Genomic DNA, 14,974 nt, shown 5'->3' with positions numbered 1-14,974 from the left:
CCGGTGGTTGCACGTCATTTTTTCTGAGAAACTAATGGTTCATCGGGCGTTACAATTTCGACATTACGCAGTTCCTGACGCTGAACCTCCAGCGGCAGGCGGGTTCTACGATCCGGAATACAGGCACCGGACGTAATTCCGTCCGGAACATACACTGACCCGGCCGATTTCGAATCCCCGGAAAGGTACGTCTGTCCAGGAGTAAACCTGCCGGCTATCAATTTTACCGGACTTCGCCGTCACCCAAATCAAACGACAGAAGCCCAATGCTGTCCGGGATGAACCCGATGGTTGCGACACCGAATCAGTGATTATCCGTTTCCTGGCAGATCGATACAGAGAACAGTATTCCTGGGGATTGTGTCGGATGGATTCCAAGAATCATAAGTGATGTACTGGCCATCCAGTTTCTGAGCATGATGACCACGCGGATATTTCACGCCAGGTCCAACTGATTCCGCTTGGCGGTATGCGCCCCTTCCGACGACAAGCAAGCGTGCCTTCGGGAACCGCTGAAACAACGAATAAATATCGGCGTAAGTAGATGCAGATACTTTTCCGTACTGCGTGAACCTAACCAGCCCAGGGTTACGCCGGGCTTCTTCATGTGGGGCACGCTGAAGAATGCGCTCCGTATTTTCGGCAACCTCCAAGCAATAGGCTCGCGCTCCCAAAGCCTCAGCCTGACGTTTTAAATACTGATTACCAGCCACCACTACGTCCGCGAGTTGGTTGGTAAATAGGCATCTAACCAGCGAGCCTGAAGCACCCCTGGTTTGTAAGCTTGTACGGATTCAATTGCAGCCAATGACGAATCCATATAAAGCATGGGGTCTTCAAGGACTTTTATTATTTTTTCCGAAAACTCAGCAGGTTCAAAACGATCCACCAGAAATCCATTTACTCCATCGCAAATAAGCTCGGGTATTCCACCCGCCAGGGAGGAAATCACGGGCACACCGAGCGCCATGGATTCAACGGGCACAAGCGGAAAACCCTCTTGTCTTGAGGTCACAAGGCAAAGATCAGCAGCGTCTAACGTTTCCAGAACGTCGACATGAGAAATGGAGCCGAGAAGAGTAACTTTATCGGTGAGCCTTAGTTTTGATACTTGTGCCTCCAATTGCCCACGCATGGGCCCATCTCCGATTATCGTGCAATGAAAAGACAACTGTTCTTTTAACAGCTTCAAAATTTCCAGCAGAACATCGAAACCCTTCTCATGAACCAACCGCCCCACGCTCACCAAAGAATACACCTTTCCACAGGAACTCAGCGCACGCCGTCTGGAACGCTTGTCGACAAATTCCATCACATCTTGCGTAATGCCATTTGGAATAACCAATCGGCAATCTAATCCTAAATGTTGGTTGTAATGTTCTCGAACCGCCCCGCTCACGGCGATCAACCGATCTGCGTGCTTTAATAACCTGGCATGTAATTTCTTTAAAAGCCTCTTACGGAGGGTTACCGCAGGGTAGGCGTCATAATGCATGCCATGTAAAACGGCGACAACAAAAATATTCTCAGTCGAAACACCACTAATCCACAAAACGATTCTAGTGTAGAGATCATGACAGACGACGGTCACCATTCCGTTCCCCCCGCCCCGCAACTCCTGCCTTAACGATCTTCCAGCTTTGAGCAATCCACGCCATCCCACATGGCCTAAACGAATTGACGAAATTTGCGCAGATTCAAGTTCATCAACGAGGCCATCCGAGCCGTGAATGTACGCAACTTTTACCGGAATATATTTTTCCTGAGCAAATTTTGCGTTATCAACGACCTGACGCTCTGCTCCCCCAAGCCCTAGTGTCTTGGAGATATGTAACAATCGCCATTTCAATTGGGTGCAACTTCCATTTTTAATTCACTATTGATCGTTACACTGAACTTATTACATCGAAACAGGCTAGGCTTGTTGGTCATCGCGAACCATACCGCGAGTGCTTGCCCCTACTCTCTCTAATTAGTCGCGTGATCTTCCTAACGTTTTTGGATCTATTGCTGCGCCATCCGAAAAACATCGTACTCGAGAACAAAGACCAACTGCAAAGCTTTGTTTGACGGGTCCGAATCCACATCTGACCGTTGACATCCGCGGACAGCAGCAGAGACAATAAACGCAGGAAACAGGTGAAACTTCATGAATACCGACTCCCTTCGGTGAATTTTTCAAACCATCGCAGTGGCTGCTGGCCTTTTCCGGCTGAGGCGCAAGAATAACGAGCACAGTCCGCTGCGATAACGATAAAATGAAGGTGACCGGCTCCATGGCTTCCCATCCGAATCCGGAAACATTGACGGCTCTCAACGCACCGACAGACACTGTCGGCGCACGCCCCGACGTGTTCCGGCGACACAGCCGAAATTTCGCGCAAAACAAATTCGTCTATCCTGTGGTGTCACGCCGCAGCGAAGGACTTTCGATCGGGATCAATCTGAACCCGGACAGGATTTGCAATTTCGACTGTATCTATTGTCAGGTCGATCGACGTTCTGATGCGGATACAAAATTTGTGAGCATGGATCAGCTGCTGGACGAACTCCGAAATGTACTGAAACTGGCCGTTTCCGGAGAAATCTATACATCAGTGCGATTCCAGGACACTCCATTCCGACTCCGGCGACTCAATGACATCGCCTTCAGCGGAGACGGAGAACCAACAACCTTTGTCAACTTCGATGAGATTATCTCGCGAACAGCGGAGCTGCGAAAAACACTGACTCCTGCGGAAACAAAGATGGTACTCATCACGAATGCTTCAATGTTTCACCGAGACCATATCAAACGCGGCCTGCGGACACTGGACCGTAATTGCGGACAGATCTGGGCCAAGCTTGATGCGGGAACTGAAGAGTATTACCGGCTGATTGAGCGAACAACCATTCCATTCAGACAGATTCTGGACAACATTACCGCAGCGGCTCAGATTCGTCCGCTGGTAATCCAAAGCCTGTTTATGAACGTCCACCAGCAAGGCCCCTCAGATTCTGAAATCACAGAATACTGCAATCGCCTCAACGAGGTAATTGCAGCCGGAGGCCGGATTGAGCTGGTACAGATCTACACAGTCGCACGCCGACCGGCAGAGTCGTTTGTGTCTCCGCTGACAGCCGGACAGCTGGAGGACATCGCAGACAGAATCCGTTCCCGCTGTGGCCTTACAGCAAAGTTTTTCCCGTGATTGTAACGATTACAGTCGGGCGGTAGCCTTAATGGCCAGTCCCTTCAGGTGCGACCAGTTATTATCAGCGGAATTCGGATCGATATCGATGAAGATCGGAGTAATTGCAGACATTCACGATAACGTCGATAATGCACGGCATGCTGTCAATCTTCTTAACGGGATACAGGTGGACGTCGTCCTGATTGCCGGCGATTTTGTTTCGCCTCTGGTGGTACCATCCCTGCGGAAACTCCGAGGTAAGGTTATTGCCTGCCTTGGTGACAATGACGGCAACCGGACTGGAATCGCGGGTGGAATGAAAATCGTTGGCACACTCGCCCACGGGCCGGTCTGCTTTCGCACTGGAGACGGTCTGAATATCCTGATGGCTCATCAACTCACTGAAATACGCGACTACATTGACGGTGCCGATGTCGTTGTCTTCGCCCACAGCCACCGTTCCAGCATCGCGAAAGATCGACACGGACGTGTGTTTATTAACCCAGGCGAAATCGGTGGCTGGATGTATCGAAAACCATCTCTGGCTGTTCTGGAGACCACAACCCGTGAAGCCAGAATTGTAGACCTTCCACAAATGTCTGAACCGGTTTACGTGGACGGCTGAATCCGGACAGTATCAACGGGTAAACTGAATCAACGGGTAAACTGAGGATCACCAGGCACAGGAAAAACAATGACCGGAATCACTAATGATCTGTTTGATTTGTCGAACGATACCGCTGTGGTTATCGGAGGCACCGGCGTTCTGGGTGGAGCAATGGCCGACGCTCTGGCAGCATGCGGGGCGCGCGTCGCCGTGTTAGGACGCAGTGAGAAACGCGGAAGTGAAAAGGTTGCCCGGATCCGATCCGCCGGAGGGACGGCTCTTTTCCAGAGCGTCGACGCGCTGGATGCAGAATCACTGATGTCAGCACGCGACGTCGTCACCAGGGAACTGGGTACCGTTTCAATTCTTGTCAGTGCTGCCGGCGGAAATCATCCGGATGCGACTCTGCCGCCGGGAAGTGATTTCTGTGCCCTGCCACGGGAAGCCTGGAATCAGGTATTTGATCTAAATTTGGTCGGTGGTTCACTGATGCCGGCCCAGGTGTTTGGAGAAACAATGACTGAGCAGGGACGAGGCAGCATTATCAACATTGCATCAATGGCCGGCATGGTTCCTCTGTCTCGCGTCGTTGCATACTCGGCTGCCAAAGCCGCTGTGCTGAATCTGACGCAGTTCTTATCACGGGAATGGGCCACGCGTGGTGTCCGTGTGAACGCGATCAGCCCTGGATTTTTCCCGGCCGAACAAAACCGTGCTCTTCTGTACAATGAGGACGGCAGCTACAGCGAACGTGGCGGACAAATTATCGGCCACACGCCGATGGCCCGATTTGGCCAAGCCGAGGAACTAGCCGGAGCCGTAGTGTGGCTTGCGTCGGAGCGAGCCTCCAGCTTTGTCACCGGACAAAATATCGTGGTCGATGGTGGATTCAGCTCGACAACCATTTAAAACTCCTGAGACCAGCTGCAGTCCCCCCCTTTGCCGTTCCAGAATGGAAGAGACGGAAGTGAATCTTTTCCGATCGTCTGGTGACGTGACCGCCCATCATTAAACCAGGGGGTCTTATCTGAATTTGGCGGTGCCTGATCACGAATTGGCTTCGCTGTGTCCCGATAACTCAAAAAGACTTTAACACTGAACACAAACCACGACATCCTCAATACACTCCGCGACCTCATTCCCGATGAGCACCGGCGTCAGAGTGCTGCGCGACTGCTTCAGGGATTTCTCACGCCGTCCGAAGATGCTGCCCGAGCCGCTGATGTGAGTGCTGAAGTGGATCTTGACCGGGCGGCGCGGTGCGGGTTTCCTGAAGTTATTTACGGAGAAGGAAAATCGGCAGCACTGATTGTCGAAATTCTGCGTCGACAGGACGAAGTGGGGCAGCAGGGATTTGTCACCCGTGTTGAACCGGAGCCTGCCAAAGAAATCTGTGCGGCTTTTCCACATGCCGCCTACAATCCGGTTGCCAGGACAATCATCGCCCAAGGTTGTCCGCCAGCCGACCAACATGCCGGTTCAACTGCTGTTGTATCGGCCGGCAGCTGTGACGCCCCGGTGGCCCAGGAAGCCCTGGAAACACTCCGGTGGATGCGGATCGACTGCCAATTGATCGAAGATGTCGGTGTCGCGGGGCCTCATCGACTTCTTCGTCATATTCCCGTTCTGCAGACAATGTCTGCCATTGTTGTGGTTGCCGGACTGGAAGCGGCACTGCCGTCAGTTATTGGAGGACATGTTGGCTGTCCGATCGTCGGAGTGCCGACATCAGTGGGTTATGGGGCGTCCCTGGGCGGGGTGACGGCTTTGCTGTCGATGCTCACGTCATGTGCAAGTAACGTCGTCACTGTCAACGTCGATGCTGGATTTCGCGGCGGATATGCAGCCGGATTGATTGCCCGCCAAACCTTGGCACCAAAGGATTAAATGACATATCGTGGATGTTCATACTCCCGAACAGCGGTCGTTTAACATGTCACGCATTCACGGGCGTGATACCAAACCGGAGTTAATTGTTCGGTCGATCGTCCATCAGATGGGCTACAGATTCCGACTGCACCGCACGAATCTGCCAGGCAAACCGGACCTTGTGCTGCCCGGCCGAAATAAAATCATATTTGTCCACGGGTGTTTCTGGCATCAGCACCGCTGCCGTTTCGGCCGGGTGGCTCCCAAAACCAACGTTCAGTTTTGGCTAGACAAACGCAACGGCACCGTTAAGCGTGATCGACAAAATCGTCGCGCACTTCGAGCAGCCGGCTGGGACGTATTGACGGTATGGGAATGCTGGACCCGGGAACCGGAACAACGAGTGATTCCGAGACTGACTAAATTCCTCGGCCAATAGTCGGAAGTTTAGTGGGTGTCATCGCGCACAGTGATGTTTGGGTCATCCTGGAGTAATTCCGCCGTCTGAGGGTCGATGTCTTCAACGACTCTATATTGTCCGTTAAACCAGCGGAACAAATCGACACATCGGCACCGATCGCTGCAAAAGGGAAATAAGGATTCGGAGTTTTCCACGTTCGGCTCGAACTCTTTCTCGCAGACGGGGCATCGATGTGGCATGATCATGATCAGAGAAACATTCAGTGTATGCCGAATAAGTTGGCGACAGCCTCTCCGGGTATCGACTAAATGTCAAGCACTTGCCGGTCTCGGCTGATCCGAATATCCCAATCATTGTTGTCGTCAGGGTAAATTCAGTATAGAAACGGATACCGTCACCTGACGAAACCATTCCGGTTCAACTGAAGCTGCACCACACTCCAACGGGTTGGACGCATCCGGTCCTGGCTGTCGCAGGCAGCATCACCGCACAAATTCATGGAACTATCGGACACTGCAACCAGATGGCTGATCAGCTTCACTTTATGATGGGCAACTTTCGGGCCGGCATTCCCGGTGACCGCGGCTATTCACCAAGACACCTCTGGCTAAAAGCACTGGATGATGAGGTGCTGCGTGTCGGCCTCACCGCCTATTCTGTCCGCCTCCTGCAGGATGTGTATTTTTTGGAATGGTCGATTGATTCCGGAACCCCGATTACCGACCGTCAGGAAATTGGTGAAATCGAAAGTTCGAAAGCAGTCTCTTCGTTGTTTGCTCCGTTTGACGGGTTCCTGGTTAATTTCAACGAAGCGTTGCTCAATGATCCCTCGGCAATCAATACAGACAATTACGGCACAGGGTGGCTGTTTGACATGAAAACAGAAGATACACTGCTGACACCCGAGCAGTATATTAAGTTTCTTGCTGACGGATGGGAAAAGACACAGCGTACCATCAAGGGCCAGTTAAACTGAAAGCTTTCCGTTTCCATCAGGTTTCTGATCACATTCTATGCGTTCGTTGCTGACGACCCGATCCGCCGGTAAAGACGGAGTAGATCGGCAGCAACAGACATCTATCTGAAACGTGTATGGAATGGCGTGATGACGGCGTTCACCCTGCGCTTCATCGTACTTCAGTAATGACCTTCAACAAAACAGTTGCGATGCACTTCAGCAGACTCTTGTGGAACAGACGAGATGGCAAAAAACGTACTTGGCGGCGATTTGATTGTATGCTCATCCGATCCGATGACAGGCTTCTTCCGCACCGGCACGTGTGACACATGCGGGGATGATGCAGGAATGCATACTGTCTGTGCTGTGATGACGGCAGAGTTTCTCTCATTCTCCAAAGCGGCCGGAAATGACCTGTCAACTCCTCGACCCGAATTTGAATTCCCCGGTCTCAACCCAGGTGACCGATGGTGTTTGTGTCTGCCGAGATGGATTGAAGCACTGGAAGCGGGGTCCGCGCCTCAGATTGTTCTCCAGGCAACACATATGTCCGCAATTGAGTTTCTGTCTATGGAAACACTGATCGAGTACGCCGTCGACGCTGACGTCGTTTAACGACGTCAGTGACTTAGTAACGGAAAGTCCGGTGAGTTGTCAGAACCACGCATCTATCTTGATAACAACGCAACGACCCAAATTTTGCCCTGTGTGGCTGCGGCGTTGTCCGAAGCATGGAATCGATCCTTTGCCAATCCGGGTAGCCAGCACGACTTCGGCCGAGACGCTCGCAAACTGATGGATTCATCACGGGACGTCGTTGCCGAGACTCTGAACTGCGAACCGGACGAAGTCATCTTCACCAGCGGAGGTACTGAATCTATCAACACGGCCATCCACGGCCTGCCTGCCGGGCAACGCGGCGTGATCGCACTGACGGCCGGCGAACATCCTGCCACAACGGCCGCTTGCCGTCAGGTGGCTTTGTCGGGAATGAAACTGGTCACTATACCGGTAGACCAGGAAGGGCTGCTTACCACAGACTCTCTGGACAGCCTTCCATGGGCTGACTTGAAATTGGTGGCTGTGATCCTGGCCCACAATGAGACCGGTGTTGTTCAGGACCTGACCCGACTCAGTCAGCTGTGTGAAAAGCATCAGGTCCCGCTGTTTGTCGATGCAGTCCAGGCTGTCGGTAAAATCAACGTTGACTTTCGGGCACTGGGTGCCACCGCACTGGCCTTCGGGGGACATAAGTTTCATGCTCCACGAGGTATCGGCGGGCTGTTGTTGCGACGGGGAGCTCGTCTCAAACCACTGCTTGAGGGGGGGCATCAGGAAGTTGGCCGTCGGGCCGGTACGGAACCGGTTCCACTGATTGCCGGAATGGCAGCATCCCTGAATCACTTTCGGGAATATCCGGACGAACGGATCGACAAAGTGCGTACACTTCGAGACGATCTCCAGCGTCGTTTGGAAGCAAATTCGCCGTCAGTCATCGTACACGGTTCTCAAATTCGGCGGCTTCCCAACACGCTTTCGGTCGCGTTTCCTGGACTGGAAGGTGAGGCCATGCTGATCAATTTTGATCTGGCCGGTATTGCATGTTCACTCGGAAGCACATGTTCCAGTGGTTCGGCGGATCCAGCCCCGGCGCTGCTGGCCATGGGCATCCCCCCCGACCTGTGCATGTCCTCAGTGCGATTTTCTATCAGCTGTCTGAACACGGCCCAGGAGATTGAACTGGCCGCACAGCGCATTTGCAGTATCGCCGCGCGCATGTCCTCAACGTCGGACGGACCTGCGTTTCGTCACTGAACGGCGGGCGTTTTTCTTTAGCCTGATGCTACCGACAAGTGCCTCGTTTCCATTGCGAATAATCTGAAACGATATTTCGTCCAGTGCCCTCAGCCGGTATTCGTTCAGAACGAAACTCAGATTCTGTTCGGCAAGCGTCTCGTATCCGTCCAAACCAACAAGAACATCACCGTTCCTCAGTCCGTGACGTGCCCCGGCGCCGTCACTCCGGACAAACAGAATCTTCATACCGCCGTTGTAACGGGACGGCAGCAGTCTGCGTTCAGATTCAGATAATTTGGCAACTTTGATACCAAAATGCTGCCAGGCTCTTTCAGAACCATTTTGTACTGAAGGAATCTGCCGTTCCGCCGCCCGTATGCCCGGACGGCCGGAAACAGATGCCGGATGAGCTGTCACATATGTTGTTCCCGACCCGGCACCACCAATTGTGAACTGCAGCGACATTGACTCCCCTGCCCGATCCACCGTCAGGTTCAGCCTTTTATCGTTCGTCAGGTCCAGCAGAGATCGTTCCCAGTCTGCTTTGTCACTAATCAATGTTTTCTCCACCTGTCGTACTACGTCACCGGCCTTTAGACCGCATCGATCGGCGGGACTGCCGGTAATGACATTGTCTATGACAAGGTGCTGATCGTGCGGCAGGTTGATATCAGTTCCCACAAGACCGTGAGCAATCGGGTCCGGGGAGCCGGAATTCAACATTTGAGCAATCACAAGACGCGCATCATCAATGGGAATGGCAAACCCAATGCGCTGAGCACCGGCACGGATGGCAACATTGATTCCAATCACTTCCCCGTCCAGATTCAGCAGTGGACCACCACTGTTTCCGGGATTGATACTGGCGTCGGTCTGAATCAAATTTGTGTATGACTGTGTTTCATCCACCTCTACATCTCGAGAGACGGCACTGACGATTCCCGCAGTAACCGTATGTTCGTAACCAAATGCGTTACCAACGGCGAACACCCGCTCACCCAGCATGACGTCAGACGACATTCCGATGTCTATGACTTTCATCGGTTTATCAGGAAACACACGAATGATCGCAAGATCGTGAGCTCTGTCAGTCTGGTAAACGCGCCCCGTGTATACCTCACCGTCTTCCTGAGTAACCACGATCACGTCCACGTTGTAAATCACGTGGCAGTTGGTGACTATATATCCCCGCTCATCAACAACGATGCCCGTACCCATACCGGTCACTGTGCGTTCTTTGGGTGTAAAGAACCGGTTTTGTCGGTCTGCCGACTTTTCAGTATGAATGTTGACCACTGAACTGCGGCATTCGCGAACCGCTCTTACGAGTGGTGTCTCCCGAACGCTGATTTGATCAGATGCCACAACCGACACACAGGTAAAGGCAACTGCGTTGAAAACCAAGAATCGGACTAGGCTAGCCGACATGCAGCACCTGTGCCTTTGAATAAGGCTGTCGAACCGCAGGCCGTTGAATGCTCTCGCGGCTCCGACCTCGTTCCACCTAACAGAAACCATACTTCCACAGGTGAACCGAGGTCAGAACCGGAATGTCTTCAGCAGTGGCTACTGTCCGAATTTTACGGATCAAAATGAGTGAGACTGACAGAGTCGAGCATCGGTTGCCTCGGATTTTCTGCTTGAACGCAGTGAATTAAACACGGAAAAGTTTACCTGGCTGTAAGCATGTGATTCTGGGTAAGATGTTAATGCGGCCGGGCGGAATGCGTGGCTCATATCTGGAATGCCAACTCGGATGCTCAAGGACGACCGGCAAACAAACCGCTGAATCGGGTCGTGGCAGTACGGGTTGGACAGTGTCTGAAATTGTTCGGCAGTTCCGGCATGAGGGGCGACAACCAGTCGCCGTCGGACGATGATTCCTGCAAATTCAATTCAAGTACATTTCCGCTGTAACTTTTGCACTCGGCACAATATGCCGGACGCGAACCTTCATGAAGAGACCGGTTCATGTCGAATACCCCATCCGCACTTGTTCGTAAAGCCAGACAACTGGTCAGGAACAAAGAGTACAACGAGGCCGTGACGACACTACGCAGTGTTCTGAAAGAAGCTCCAGGCGACAGAGTCGCTCAGGAGATGCTGGGAGTCCTGCTGTTCCGCCTCAGGCACGTGGACGAAGCTGCGGAAGTCTTCCGTTACCTTACGCGACTCGACCCCAGGGACGCAGGTGCATGGGTCAACCTCGGCGCAGCGCTGAACAGCCGCGACGATTACAGGGGTGCAACCGATGCGCTTCGCAAAGCCATCCAGCGGGACAAAAAATGTGCGATCGCCTACTACAATCTGGCGATAGCCCAAAAACGACTGGATCAACCCAGGATGGCAATATCTGCACTCGAAGAGTGCATCAGACTCGAACCCGATAATACACAGGCAATAATCAATCTGACAAACATGCTTCTTGAGCAAAAAATCTATCTTAAAGCCTCTCGGGTTATCACCGCCGCATTGGAACGTGATCCGGATTCTGTAACGCTACACAAACTGCAGGAACAGATCGACAGCCGAATGAGGGACGGCCGGATCGAAGCATCACCGTTTGGTCGACTGGTCGATGAAAAAGTCCTGGCACGATCTCAACGTTCGATCGTTCCCAGGAAACTTTCCAGAGGAGACCGGAACCAGGAACGCGAGTTCATGAGAACAACGGCGAGAGAACTCCGGCACGCTGTGCAACCGATGATAGAGATTCTGGATGATTCACTTCCGAAACAAATGCATACACTTCATATGGCTGCGTCACGAGAGGATTCAAGAAACAAAGCATTTTCCGCACTGGAATCCCTGGACGCCACAATCTCTGAACTAGCCAACATGAAGGATACGGTCGCCGAATCCGCAAATGCCATTCGGGCACATATGAAAAAGCAGATCTAGACATGTAATACGTCTATAGGTTCATCGGTATCCGACGAAAGACAGTTTTTTCCGGATCCCTGCGTGAACCGATGCAGGTCTTGAAAGCTTCATAACCAATGGCAAGTACTTCATCATCCCAAGGTCTGTTCGGTGTCCTCAATCTGCACAAACCTGCAGGAGTTACCTCTCGTGAGGTCGTCAATACTGTGCAGTCTCTGGTTCGACCGAACAAGGTCGGACACGCCGGAACACTTGACCCGATGGCCACCGGTGTTCTGCTTGTGTGCGTGGGCCGGGCTACCCGTTTGGTATCGATCCTGCAACAGCCTTCGAAAAGCTACCGGGCCCGTTTTCGCCTGGGCCAGTACAGCGATACTGATGACAGCACAGGCAACATCAGGAATGTTCTTCCCCTGCAGGTCATTTCGCAGGAAAAAATCGAGAAAACGCTGCAGGAGTTCTGCGGAGTTATAGAGCAAATCCCGCCCGTCTATTCTGCGGTCAAAGTTCAGGGCCAACGAGCCTACACCCTCGCCCGACAGGGAAGTCAGGTAACACTGCGCGCACGCCCGGTTCGAATCGATTCCATTGAATTATTAAATTTCCACTGGCCAAACATCACTCTCGACATCCAGTGCGGGTCAGGAACCTATATACGATCAATTGCCAGAGATCTGGGTGATCGACTGGGGTGTGGCGGATTAATGACGGCTCTGGAACGCACCCGGATCGGTGCATTCTGCCTTGATGATTCGGTAGATGTAAACAGATTGACCGCTGCAAACGTAATTCAGAACCTCCTGCCGGCAGTCCAGGTCACAGGCCATATTTCTCAGTACCGATGCTCTGAAACAGAACAGGAGATCGTCTCACGCGGAGGCTCTTTTGATTTGCAAAAACAGAGGTTTCAAAAACAACAACTTCCGGCTGATCAGCACGAACTGACCGGGCATCCATCGGTGGCTCTCCTGTCAGACTGTGGAACCCAACTGCTGGCCCTCGCCGAAATCCGAAAGCAGGGACGACGCATTCAGCCTCGTACAGTCTTCACACCCGACACCAATCGTCAGACGGAGCCATAAGCTAATGGACTCCGTTGGCCGTACAAGGCCATGTGGACATCAACACCCACCGAACCATATCAGCCACAGACGTTTCGCTAACCCGCTGAGGCTGACTCTCAGACTCACAAAGAGTCCCGACACGGACAGCAATGACGGATTGATGCCAGCGTGTGCCGGCCAGTGCTAACCGGATCACAGAAAACACAGGTCATTAACGCCGAACAACTTCCAAAGGGCGAATCGGTGTGCCGTACGCTTCACCGAATAGTGCGGCCGGGCTGTAGCGAACGCCACGGAATCGTTTAATCCGGTCGCCAACCGGCTCACGATGCACTGACGCACGAGTCCATTAATCTCAACCGAACACGACAGCGATACCACCGACGCAAACATTTCCACGGGCACAGAATCCCGACCATGTCACCATTTGCTGTACACACGTGTGCCTCTACACCAGCACCAGATGAATTTCACGGGCCGAACCCGCACACTCGATGCATTGTCAGATAAGCACTAGGCCGAATGAACTCCCGCGCGTCCTGCCTCAATCACAAATGTCCCGGCGGTAAAGACAGGAGAATCGGGTTGATCGACGAATGGTGTCGCACGAAAACGGGCTGTCCAGGTCTGTGGTGTAACTTCACAGGAAACATAACCACGATTGGAATCATACCATCGAACGAATTCGTTATTCGCGGCAGCTCGTTCAAATTCCGGAATGATGTTGCCTCCGTTTCCGCCGGAAGACATCGAGGTTCCAACCAGTTCCGCGGCAACAACAGGCGACGTCGAGTCGGTAAAATCGAGACGCAGGTCATTGACCCAGTTCACATGGATGTCACCCGTTAATATCACAGGGTTCAAACCGGTTCGCGAGTGGAAAAAGTTCAGCAGGCGTCGCCGACTGACGTCATATCCCGGCCACTGATCCATCTTGTATTTATCCTGATCGCCATTCCCTCGATTCACGGGCGCCATCATCACCTGTTGAGCCAGAGCGTTCCATACCGAGGTTGAATCCAGCAAACTTCCCATCAGCCAGCTTTCCTGTCTGTCTCCCAGGATCGTGGCACGCTGGTCAAACACTTTTCCTTCCATCGGCTTTAGACCGTCGCCGTTGGGTTGATCAGTACGGTATTGACGAGTGTCGAGGACGTAAAACTTTACAAGTCGTCCAAATCGGCACGCTCGATACAATTTCATGTGCGGACCCTGTGGAAATGCACTGCGACGCAGGGGCATAAATTCGTAATACGCCTGATAGGCATTCATTCGACGAATCAAAAATTCTTCCGGTGACACTCCGTCTTCCTCTGACACAAGATTGGCGTAGTTGTTGTCAAATTCATGGTCGTCCCAGGTCACCAGCCACGGAACGTGACGATGTGCTTCCTGCAGTGACTGCTCAAGACGGTACTGGGAATGGCGATTTCGGTAATCGACAAGACTGTTGAGTTCGTTACCGATGTGTTTCCTGAGTCGTCCGTCCCTGCCGGCATCCTCGTAGATATAATCTCCCAGATGAATAATCAGATCCAGGTCTTCCTGCTGCATGTGCGGATAGCCATTGAAATACCCGTGCTCGTAGTGCTGACACGAAGTGAAAGCAAACCTCATACGCTTCGGCATTGCATTTGCGTTCGGAGCTGTCCTTGTCCGTCCGACAGCACTCGTCTCATCACCGACGTGGAAGCGATAGAAATACCAGCGATCCGACTCCAGACCATCCACTTCAACATGAACTGAATGGCCCAGCTGAACAGAGGCAACAGCGACACCGCTGCGAACAACATCACTGAAATCTTCCTGACCTGCGACTTCCCACCGCACCAGCACAGATACGTTTGGCATCCCTCCACCGTTCAGAGGGTCGGGCGCCAGCCGTGTCCAGAGAACAACTCCGTCTGACGAGGGATCGCCCGATGCAACCCCCAGCGTAAACGGATTCGTTTTGAATTGTGTGTAGCCAATCGCCGACGCTTCAGAACGCAGAGCTATGGATGGAATCGCCGAAACCGCCGACAGATAACGCAGGAACGAACGTCGATCGACACCGTAACAACGGGACGGAGTTTTCCACTGGCTGGTCATAGAAGCAATTTTCCGTTCATGGGCTGTGCGATGTTGACAGTCAATTCTCAATCAATTCCTCAGATCACGCTCGTAAGTCCGGCCGCCCCCAGGTGCCCTGGGCCGTCAGTC

General features: G+C 52.6%; 14 protein-coding genes. 10 read left to right on the top strand and 4 right to left on the bottom strand.

What is annotated here, in order from left to right; translation table 11 throughout:
* Positions 1-715: 715 nt before the first annotated feature.
* Positions 716-1,849, bottom strand: coding sequence for a glycosyltransferase (locus MK110_03405; protein ID MCH2210322.1), 1,134 nt, complete (start codon positions 1,847-1,849; stop codon positions 716-718).
* A gap of 427 nt (positions 1,850-2,276) precedes the next feature.
* On the opposite strand from MK110_03405, the gene MK110_03400 reads away from it, so the two are divergent.
* From MK110_03400 to MK110_03390, 3 genes are all read left to right on the top strand, one after another.
* On the top strand, positions 2,277-3,191 hold the full coding sequence (locus tag MK110_03400; protein ID MCH2210321.1) for a radical SAM protein: 915 nt from the start codon (positions 2,277-2,279) through the stop codon (positions 3,189-3,191).
* Between the two features lie 88 nt (positions 3,192-3,279).
* Positions 3,280-3,798, top strand: a complete 519-nt coding sequence (locus MK110_03395; GenBank protein MCH2210320.1) for a YfcE family phosphodiesterase — start codon at positions 3,280-3,282, stop codon at positions 3,796-3,798.
* Positions 3,799-3,867: 69 nt separating this feature from the next.
* Positions 3,868-4,689 (top strand): SDR family oxidoreductase, encoded by an 822-nt coding sequence (locus tag MK110_03390; protein MCH2210319.1) that lies wholly within the window; start codon positions 3,868-3,870, stop codon positions 4,687-4,689.
* On the opposite strand, the gene MK110_03385 is transcribed toward MK110_03390, so the two are convergent.
* Positions 4,686-4,895, bottom strand: a complete 210-nt coding sequence (locus MK110_03385) for a hypothetical protein (GenBank protein MCH2210318.1) — start codon at positions 4,893-4,895, stop codon at positions 4,686-4,688. The two genes, MK110_03390 and MK110_03385, sit on opposite strands and share 4 nt — an antisense overlap.
* Positions 4,896-5,004: 109 nt before the next feature.
* Between MK110_03385 and larB the strand changes: the two genes are divergently transcribed.
* The 5 genes from larB (at position 5,005) to MK110_03360 (ending at position 8,843) form a co-directional block, all read left to right on the top strand.
* Positions 5,005-5,667: a nickel pincer cofactor biosynthesis protein LarB gene (larB, locus tag MK110_03380; protein MCH2210317.1), complete on the top strand. Its 663-nt coding sequence runs from the start codon at positions 5,005-5,007 to the stop codon at positions 5,665-5,667.
* Positions 5,668-5,713: 46 nt separating this feature from the next.
* Complete coding sequence (gene vsr, locus MK110_03375; GenBank protein ID MCH2210316.1) at positions 5,714-6,088, top strand: DNA mismatch endonuclease Vsr; 375 nt, start codon at positions 5,714-5,716, stop codon at positions 6,086-6,088.
* Between the two features lie 505 nt (positions 6,089-6,593).
* A complete protein-coding gene (locus MK110_03370) occupies positions 6,594-7,046 on the top strand; it encodes a glycine cleavage system protein H (GenBank protein ID MCH2210315.1) in 453 nt (150 codons plus the stop codon).
* Positions 7,047-7,271: 225 nt separating this feature from the next.
* Entirely contained in the window at positions 7,272-7,643 is a 372-nt protein-coding gene (locus MK110_03365) for a DUF2237 domain-containing protein (protein ID MCH2210314.1), read from the top strand.
* A 36-nt stretch (positions 7,644-7,679) separates the two neighbouring features.
* On the top strand, positions 7,680-8,843 hold the full coding sequence (locus MK110_03360) for a cysteine desulfurase (GenBank protein ID MCH2210313.1): 1,164 nt from the start codon (positions 7,680-7,682) through the stop codon (positions 8,841-8,843).
* Here the strand turns inward: MK110_03360 and MK110_03355 are convergent.
* A complete protein-coding gene (locus MK110_03355) occupies positions 8,811-10,190 on the bottom strand; it encodes a trypsin-like peptidase domain-containing protein (GenBank protein ID MCH2210312.1) in 1,380 nt (459 codons plus the stop codon). The two genes, MK110_03360 and MK110_03355, sit on opposite strands and share 33 nt — an antisense overlap.
* Before the next feature lie 606 nt (positions 10,191-10,796).
* Between MK110_03355 and MK110_03350 the strand changes: the two genes are divergently transcribed.
* Both MK110_03350 and truB read left to right on the top strand, forming a co-directional pair.
* Positions 10,797-11,726 (top strand): tetratricopeptide repeat protein, encoded by a 930-nt coding sequence (locus MK110_03350; protein MCH2210311.1) that lies wholly within the window; start codon positions 10,797-10,799, stop codon positions 11,724-11,726.
* Positions 11,727-11,824: 98 nt separating this feature from the next.
* Positions 11,825-12,790, top strand: a complete 966-nt coding sequence (gene truB, locus MK110_03345; protein ID MCH2210310.1) for a tRNA pseudouridine(55) synthase TruB — start codon at positions 11,825-11,827, stop codon at positions 12,788-12,790.
* 495 nt (positions 12,791-13,285) lie between these two features.
* Here the strand turns inward: truB and MK110_03340 are convergent, their stop codons facing one another.
* On the bottom strand, positions 13,286-14,863 hold the full coding sequence (locus MK110_03340) for an alkaline phosphatase D family protein (GenBank protein MCH2210309.1): 1,578 nt from the start codon (positions 14,861-14,863) through the stop codon (positions 13,286-13,288).
* Positions 14,864-14,974 lie beyond the last annotated feature (111 nt).

Source organism: Fuerstiella sp. (assembly GCA_022447225.1).
Classification (GTDB): domain Bacteria; phylum Planctomycetota; class Planctomycetia; order Planctomycetales; family Planctomycetaceae; genus S139-18.
Note: the sequence above shows the minus strand (reverse complement) of the source record. Positions and strands in the feature narration are given on the sequence as shown.

Excerpts from the sequence above, each read along its gene's own strand:
- MK110_03390 (MCH2210319.1), top strand. The coding sequence starts at position 3,868 with ATGACCGGAATCACTAATGATCTGTTTGATTTGTCGAACGATACCGCT.
- truB (MCH2210310.1), top strand. The coding sequence starts at position 11,825 with ATGGCAAGTACTTCATCATCCCAAGGTCTGTTCGGTGTCCTCAATCTG.
- MK110_03350 (MCH2210311.1), top strand. The coding sequence starts at position 10,797 with ATGTCGAATACCCCATCCGCACTTGTTCGTAAAGCCAGACAACTGGTC.
- MK110_03370 (MCH2210315.1), top strand. The coding sequence starts at position 6,594 with ATGGCTGATCAGCTTCACTTTATGATGGGCAACTTTCGGGCCGGCATT.
- MK110_03385 (MCH2210318.1), bottom strand. The coding sequence starts at position 4,895 with ATGTCGTGGTTTGTGTTCAGTGTTAAAGTCTTTTTGAGTTATCGGGAC.
- MK110_03395 (MCH2210320.1), top strand. The coding sequence starts at position 3,280 with ATGAAGATCGGAGTAATTGCAGACATTCACGATAACGTCGATAATGCA.
- MK110_03365 (MCH2210314.1), top strand. The coding sequence starts at position 7,272 with ATGGCAAAAAACGTACTTGGCGGCGATTTGATTGTATGCTCATCCGAT.
- MK110_03400 (MCH2210321.1), top strand. The coding sequence starts at position 2,277 with ATGGCTTCCCATCCGAATCCGGAAACATTGACGGCTCTCAACGCACCG.
- MK110_03340 (MCH2210309.1), bottom strand. The coding sequence starts at position 14,863 with ATGACCAGCCAGTGGAAAACTCCGTCCCGTTGTTACGGTGTCGATCGA.
- vsr (MCH2210316.1), top strand. The coding sequence starts at position 5,714 with ATGTCACGCATTCACGGGCGTGATACCAAACCGGAGTTAATTGTTCGG.